Consider the following 6,004-nt stretch of genomic DNA (forward strand, 5'->3'; position numbering starts at 1 on the left):
ACGCGGGAAGAAGCCCGCAGCGATATTTTTGATTACATCGAAATGTTTTATAACAGTAAGCGTCGGCATGGTTCTAGCGAACAGATGTCACCGACAGAATATGAAAACCAGTATTATCAACGGCTCGGAAGTGTCTAGATTATCCGTGGCGATTCACTTCAAGGCGGCAATAGACCAATTTTTTACTGTGACTCTTCCAGAGATCGCAGGCTCTTTGGCATCTCGAATTAATGATAATTTTCAGGTTCTCAAGCCTGCATCTTCAAGTTGATTCGGTATAGCAGTGGCATAAATCAGCATCGCCTGATGTTTCTGGTTCTATGCGAATTCACAGTGTGCTCATTGATTCGCAATTCACTCTGACAAGGAAATGACAATGAAAAAGGTTCTTCTCTCTGCAGCAATGGCAACCGCGTTTTTTGGCATGACTGCTGCCCATGCAGCTGATACCACTGTTGGCGGCGGCCAGGTTAATTTCTTCGGTAAAGTTACCGATGTATCCTGTACTGTTTCCGTTAACGGCCAGGGCAGCGATGCGAACGTTTACCTGTCTCCGGTAACCCTGACTGAAGTTAAAGCGGCAGAAGCGGATACTTACCTGAAACCGAAATCTTTCACCATTGACGTCTCTAACTGCCAGGCTGCTGATGACACTAAACAGGATGGCGTAAGCGTGAACTGGACCGGCGGTAACCTGCTGGCTGGCGCAACCGGCAAACAACAGGGCTACCTGGCGAACACCGAAGCTTCCGGTGCTCAGAACATCCAGCTGGTGCTGTCTACTGACAACGCTACCGCGCTGACCAACAAAATCATCCCGGGTGGCAGCACTCAGCCGAAAGCGACAGGCGACGCTTCCGCTGTAGCTGATGGCGCGCGTTTCACCTACTACGTAGGCTACGCCACCAGCGCGCCGACCAAGGTAACCACCGGTGTGGTTAACAGCTACGCGACTTACGAAATTACTTACCAGTAATTCCGTCAGAAAATAAAACTGCCCCGCGATGGGGCAGTTAATAACAATAATAAAGCGGCAATGTCCGCCGCTTGTATTTTTATTCTGAGGTCAGCATGAAGCGTATTGCCCTTTTTTTCTTTTTCATTTTTAGTTTTGCGGCCCATGCCAACAATATTATTGTTAACGGTACCCGCTTTATTTATCCAGGAAATGAAAAAGAAATAACGGTACAGCTTTCAAATAACGCCGACCGTCCGGCGCTGGCGCAGGCCTGGCTGGATAACGGCGATGCCGATGCCACACCGGATACCATTACCACCCCGTTTATTATCACCCCGCCGATTTCGCGCGTTGACGCCAAGAGCGGCCAGACGCTGCGTATTAAGCTCGGTAGCAGCGCCGGTCTGGCGAAAGATAAAGAGACGCTGTGGTGGCTGAATCTGCTGGAAATTCCGCCGGTGGTGGCCAATCAGAAAAATGAAGGCCAGAACGTGCTGCAGCTGGCGATCCGTTCGCGCTTTAAATTTATTTATCGTCCTGCCGGACTGGGCAACCGCGATGCGGCGGCCGAGAAGCTGACCCTGACCGCCAGCGGCAGTAGTCTCGCCATCAACAACCCGACGCCGTTCTACATTACCGTCAGCCGTATTTCCCGCGACGGCGGTAAAGCCCTGAACAGTAAAACCGTGATGCTGGCGCCGCAGTCCAGCCAGACGGTGGCGCTCTCCTCCGCCGTCAACCGCGGCGAAACCCTGACCGTTAACAACATTAATGACTATGGCGCCGATGTCGCAGTGAAAGTGGCCGTTAAATAAGGGAAAAGCTAATGAAGCAGAGGTCATTCTGCCCGGGAAGATTAAGCACCGCGATCGCCATCGCGCTGTGCTGCTTTCCGCCATTTTCCAGCGGACAGGAAAACCCGGGAACGATCTATCAATTTAACGATGGTTTTATCGTCGGCAGTCGCGAAAAGGTCGACCTGTCGCGCTTCTCGACCAGCGCTATCAGCGAGGGCGTCTACTCCCTTGATGTCTATACCAACGGCGAATGGAAAGGGCGCTACGACCTGAAAATCACCGCCGGTAAAGACGGCAAAATGGGCGTCTGCTATACCAAAGCGATGCTGATGCAGTATGGGATTTCGCCGGAAAAATTAAATCCGCAGCTCAGCGAAAAAGAGGGCTTCTGCGGACGCCTGCAGGAGTGGCGTCACGAAGATAACGTCAAAGACACGCTGATTCAGTCCTCCCTGAGACTGGATATTGCCGTACCGCAAATCTACGAAGATCAGCGCCTGAAAAACTTTGTCAGCCCGCAATTCTGGGATAAAGGCGTTGCGGCGCTGAATTTAGGCTGGATGGCCAACGCCTGGAACAGCCATATCTCCTCGGCCAACGGTTCCGATAACAGCAGCGCGTATCTTGGCGTTAACGCGGGCCTGTCGTGGGACGGCTGGCTGCTCAAGCATATCGGTAACCTGAACTGGCAGCAGCAGCAGGGGAAAGCGCACTGGAACAGCAACCAGACCTATCTGCAGCGGCCGATTCCGCAGATTAACTCGATAGTCAGCGGCGGGCAGATTTTTACCAACGGCGAGTTCTTTGACACCATCGGCCTGCGCGGGGTTAACCTGGCGACCGATGACAATATGTTTCCCGACGGCATGCGCTCCTACGCCCCTGAAATTCGCGGCGTGGCGCAAAGCAACGCCCTGGTGACGGTGCGCCAGGGCAGCAATATTATCTATCAGACCACGGTGCCGCCGGGGCCGTTTACCCTGCAGGATGTCTATCCTTCCGGCTACGGTAGCGACCTTGAAGTGTCGGTTAAAGAGGGCGATGGTTCGGTCGAGGTATTCAGCGTACCTTACGCCTCGGTAGCGCAGCTGCTGCGTCCGGGGATGACCCGCTACGCGCTCTCCGCCGGTAAAGTCGACGATAGTTCGCTGCGTAATAAACCGATGCTCTACCAGGGAACCTGGCAGCATGGTTTAAATAACCTGTTTACCGGCTATACCGGCGTCACCGGATTTGATGACTATCAGGCGTTCCTGCTGGGGACCGGGATGAACACCGGCATCGGCGCGCTCTCCTTCGACGTGACTCACTCGCGGCTGAAGAGCGATACCCTTGACGAGCACGGTCAAAGCTATCGCGCCACCTTTAACCGCATGTTTACCGAAACCCAGACCAGCATCGTGCTGGCGGCGTATCGCTACTCCACCAAAGGCTACTACAACCTGAACGACGCCCTCTACGCCGTCGATCAGGAGAAGAACTACAACAGCAACTACACCGTGTGGCGCCAGAAAAACGGGATGACCTTTACCGTCAACCAGAACCTGCCGGACGGCTGGGGCGGTTTTTATCTGAGCGGTCGGGTGGCGGATTACTGGAACCGTTCGGGGACGGAAAAGCAGTATCAGTTTAGTTACAACAACATGTACGGTCGGCTTTCGTGGTCGGTCAGCGCCCAGCGCGTCTATACCCCGGATAGTTCCGGCCACCGCCGCGACGATCGCGTGTCTCTCAACTTTAGCTACCCGCTGTGGTTCGGTGAAAACCGCACCGCTAACCTGACATCGAATACCGCGTTTAACAATTCGCGTTTCGCCAGCTCGCAGATTGGCGTCAACGGTTCGCTGGATAGCGAAAACAACCTTAACTACGGCGTGTCGACGACCACCGCCACTGGCGGCCAGCACGATGTGGCGCTGAACGGCAGTTACCGTACCCCGTGGACGACGCTGAACGGCAGCTATAGCCAGGGCGAAGGCTATCGCCAGAGCGGCGTGGGCGCCAGCGGGACGCTAATCGCGCATCAGCACGGCGTCGTATTCTCGCCGGAAACCGGCACTACTATGGCGCTGATCGAGGCGAAAGATGCCGCGGGCGCGATGTTGCCCGGTTCGCCGGGTACCCGCATCGACAGCAACGGCTACGCCATTCTGCCGTATCTGCGGCCTTACCGGATAAATTCCGTTGAAATTGACCCGAAAGGCAGCAATGACGATGTCGCCTTCGGCAGTACCGTGGCGCAGGTGGTGCCGTGGGAAGGGAGCGTGGTCAAGGTCTCCTTCGATACCACGCTGCAGAACAACATCACTCTGCGGGCGCGCCAGGCTAATGGCCTGCCGTTACCGTTTGCCGCCACGATATTCGGTCCGTCCGGGAAAGAGATCGGCGTGGTGGGGCAGGGCAGCATGATGTTTATCAGCGACGCCAGCGCGCCGAAGGCCACGGTTAAGTGGAGCGGCGGACAGTGCTCGGTGGAATTAAGTCAGGAAAAAACAAAGGAAACGCTATGTCGCTAATGAAAAAACTGACGCTTTTTATTGGCTTAATGGCGCTGGGGACAACGTCAGCATGGGCATCATGTTGGCAACCTAATAGTGCCTATGAAATTAATATGGATATGGGGCGCGTGGTTGTTAGCCCGGACTTACCAGTAGGGAGTGTCATTGCAACTAAAACATGGCCAATGCCGGATGATAATACGATTTATGTTAAATGTGATAGAATTACTACTCTGAAATTAGATGCGAAAATTGTTGCTGCTGGTTTGGTTCAGGGGGCCAATAAAGTCTATTCAACTGCAATTCCTGGAATTGGTTTACGTTTCTCACGTAAAGGGGAGATCAGTATGATCTACCCTGATAGTTATACCACGACAGGTTCCTCCTTTATACTCGCAGGTTCAACATTCACATTAGATATAATTAAGACCAGTACCACAACAGGGAGTGGAACCATAGCCAGTGGGCCGTATACAGAGTACGGACCAGAATTTACAATCCTTAAAACCAGCCTTAATGCTGATGCCATTACAATTGTTTCACCTTCTTGTACCATTTTAGGTGGCAAAAATATGAATGTCGATATAGGCACGATTAAACGAGCTGATTTAAAAGGGGTGGGGACCTGGGCTGGCGGTACACCATTTGATATTAAACTGGAGTGTAGTGGGGGAGTCAGTGTCAGTGGTTATGCAAATATTAACACCTCATTTTCTGGAACATTAGCTACAAATACATCAGCGAATCAAGGTGTTCTACTAAACGAAAAGACAGGAAATTCTGCTGCTAAGGGCGTTGGTGTGCAGGTTATAAAGGACAACACTCCTCTGGAATTCAACAAAAAATATAATATTGGTACATTACAAAACCAGGAAACTCGTTATATCACCCTGCCTCTCCATGCGCGCTTCTATCAATATGCGCCGACTACCAGTACCGGTGAAGTGGAGTCGCACCTGGTCTTTAACCTGACGTACGATTAATGCGGGAGGCGGGTATGAGTGATTCAGCAAAGTATAAAAATAGCACACGACTCATTCAGTTGGCCCTGATAAGCGGGACGCTTATTGCCTCCTCGGCGTGGGGATTCGAGACGAATTACGATCGTGGGCGGGTTGATTTTGCCGGACGGGTGACCGACATCTCCTGTAGCGTGGCGCTTAACGGCGGCAATAATGCAGGGAGTGGAAGCGTCTGGCTGGCGCCGGTCAGCCTGGCAGAAGTACACGATCGCGGGGCGGGGGCATTTATGAAACCACAGCCTTTCACGCTGGAACTCTCAAACTGCCAGCTTCGTCATGATGGCGGCGCGGCGGATAAAGATGAAGTTCGGATGGTGAATGTGCGCTGGATTGATGGGTTTATGGTTAATTCCGTCAGCAATGAAAACGCTGGTTATCTGGCGAATACGCGCGCGGATGGGGCCAGCCATATTTTCCTGGCGCTGTCGACTAACGACAATAATACTCTGGACAAGAGCAATAAAATTGTCCCGGCTGACCCGCAGCAAAACCGGGTGCCTCTGGTCGAAAAGGCGGTGGATGGCGGGATATTTACTTATTACATTGGCTACGTTACGCCAGCGCCGGAAAAAGCGACCAGCGGTCCGTTGACCAGCTGGGCGACCTGGGAGTTAGTTTATAATTGAGTGATTGATTGACTTTATTGCGCGGGTGATGCTGCCAACTTACTGATTTAGTGTATGATGGTGTTTTTGAGGTGCTCCAGTGGCTTCTGTTTCTATCAGCTGT

The 6,004-nt window shown here is 52.7% G+C and carries 6 protein-coding genes and 1 pseudogene; all 7 read left to right on the forward strand.

The genetic code is table 11. From position 1 onward, the window contains the following. Window positions 1-138, forward strand: a 138-nt coding sequence (locus OGY13_RS00840; protein WP_139289633.1) for an IS3 family transposase, incomplete at its 5' end; no start/stop codon positions are given. 19 nt (window positions 139-157) lie between these two features. Next, window positions 158-271 (forward strand): annotated as a pseudogene (locus OGY13_RS00845) (IS630 family transposase); the annotation flags it as partial. A 105-nt stretch (window positions 272-376) separates the two neighbouring features. Then, a complete protein-coding gene (mrkA, locus tag OGY13_RS00850) occupies window positions 377-976 on the forward strand; it encodes a type 3 fimbria major subunit MrkA (protein WP_104868953.1) in 600 nt (199 codons plus the stop codon). A 95-nt stretch (window positions 977-1,071) separates the two neighbouring features. Further along, window positions 1,072-1,773, forward strand: a complete 702-nt coding sequence (gene mrkB, locus OGY13_RS00855) for a type 3 fimbria chaperone MrkB (RefSeq protein ID WP_102217442.1) — start codon at window positions 1,072-1,074, stop codon at window positions 1,771-1,773. Between the two features lie 11 nt (window positions 1,774-1,784). Next, window positions 1,785-4,271 (forward strand): fimbria/pilus outer membrane usher protein, encoded by a 2,487-nt coding sequence (locus OGY13_RS00860; protein WP_058659872.1) that lies wholly within the window; start codon window positions 1,785-1,787, stop codon window positions 4,269-4,271. Continuing rightward, window positions 4,262-5,236 (forward strand): fimbrial protein, encoded by a 975-nt coding sequence (locus OGY13_RS00865; RefSeq protein WP_104868952.1) that lies wholly within the window; start codon window positions 4,262-4,264, stop codon window positions 5,234-5,236. The genes OGY13_RS00860 and OGY13_RS00865 overlap by 10 nt, the downstream gene beginning before the upstream one ends. 14 nt (window positions 5,237-5,250) lie before the next feature. After that, window positions 5,251-5,901 carry a fimbrial protein gene (locus OGY13_RS00870; protein WP_001283944.1) on the forward strand — a complete coding sequence of 217 codons (651 nt, stop codon included), beginning with the start codon at window positions 5,251-5,253 and terminating at the stop codon, window positions 5,899-5,901. The last annotated feature ends 103 nt before the right edge of the window (window positions 5,902-6,004 follow it).

The sequence above is a fragment of the Citrobacter sp. Cpo045 genome (genome assembly GCF_030332875.1).
GTDB classification, from domain to species: Bacteria; Pseudomonadota; Gammaproteobacteria; order Enterobacterales; family Enterobacteriaceae; genus Citrobacter; species Citrobacter portucalensis.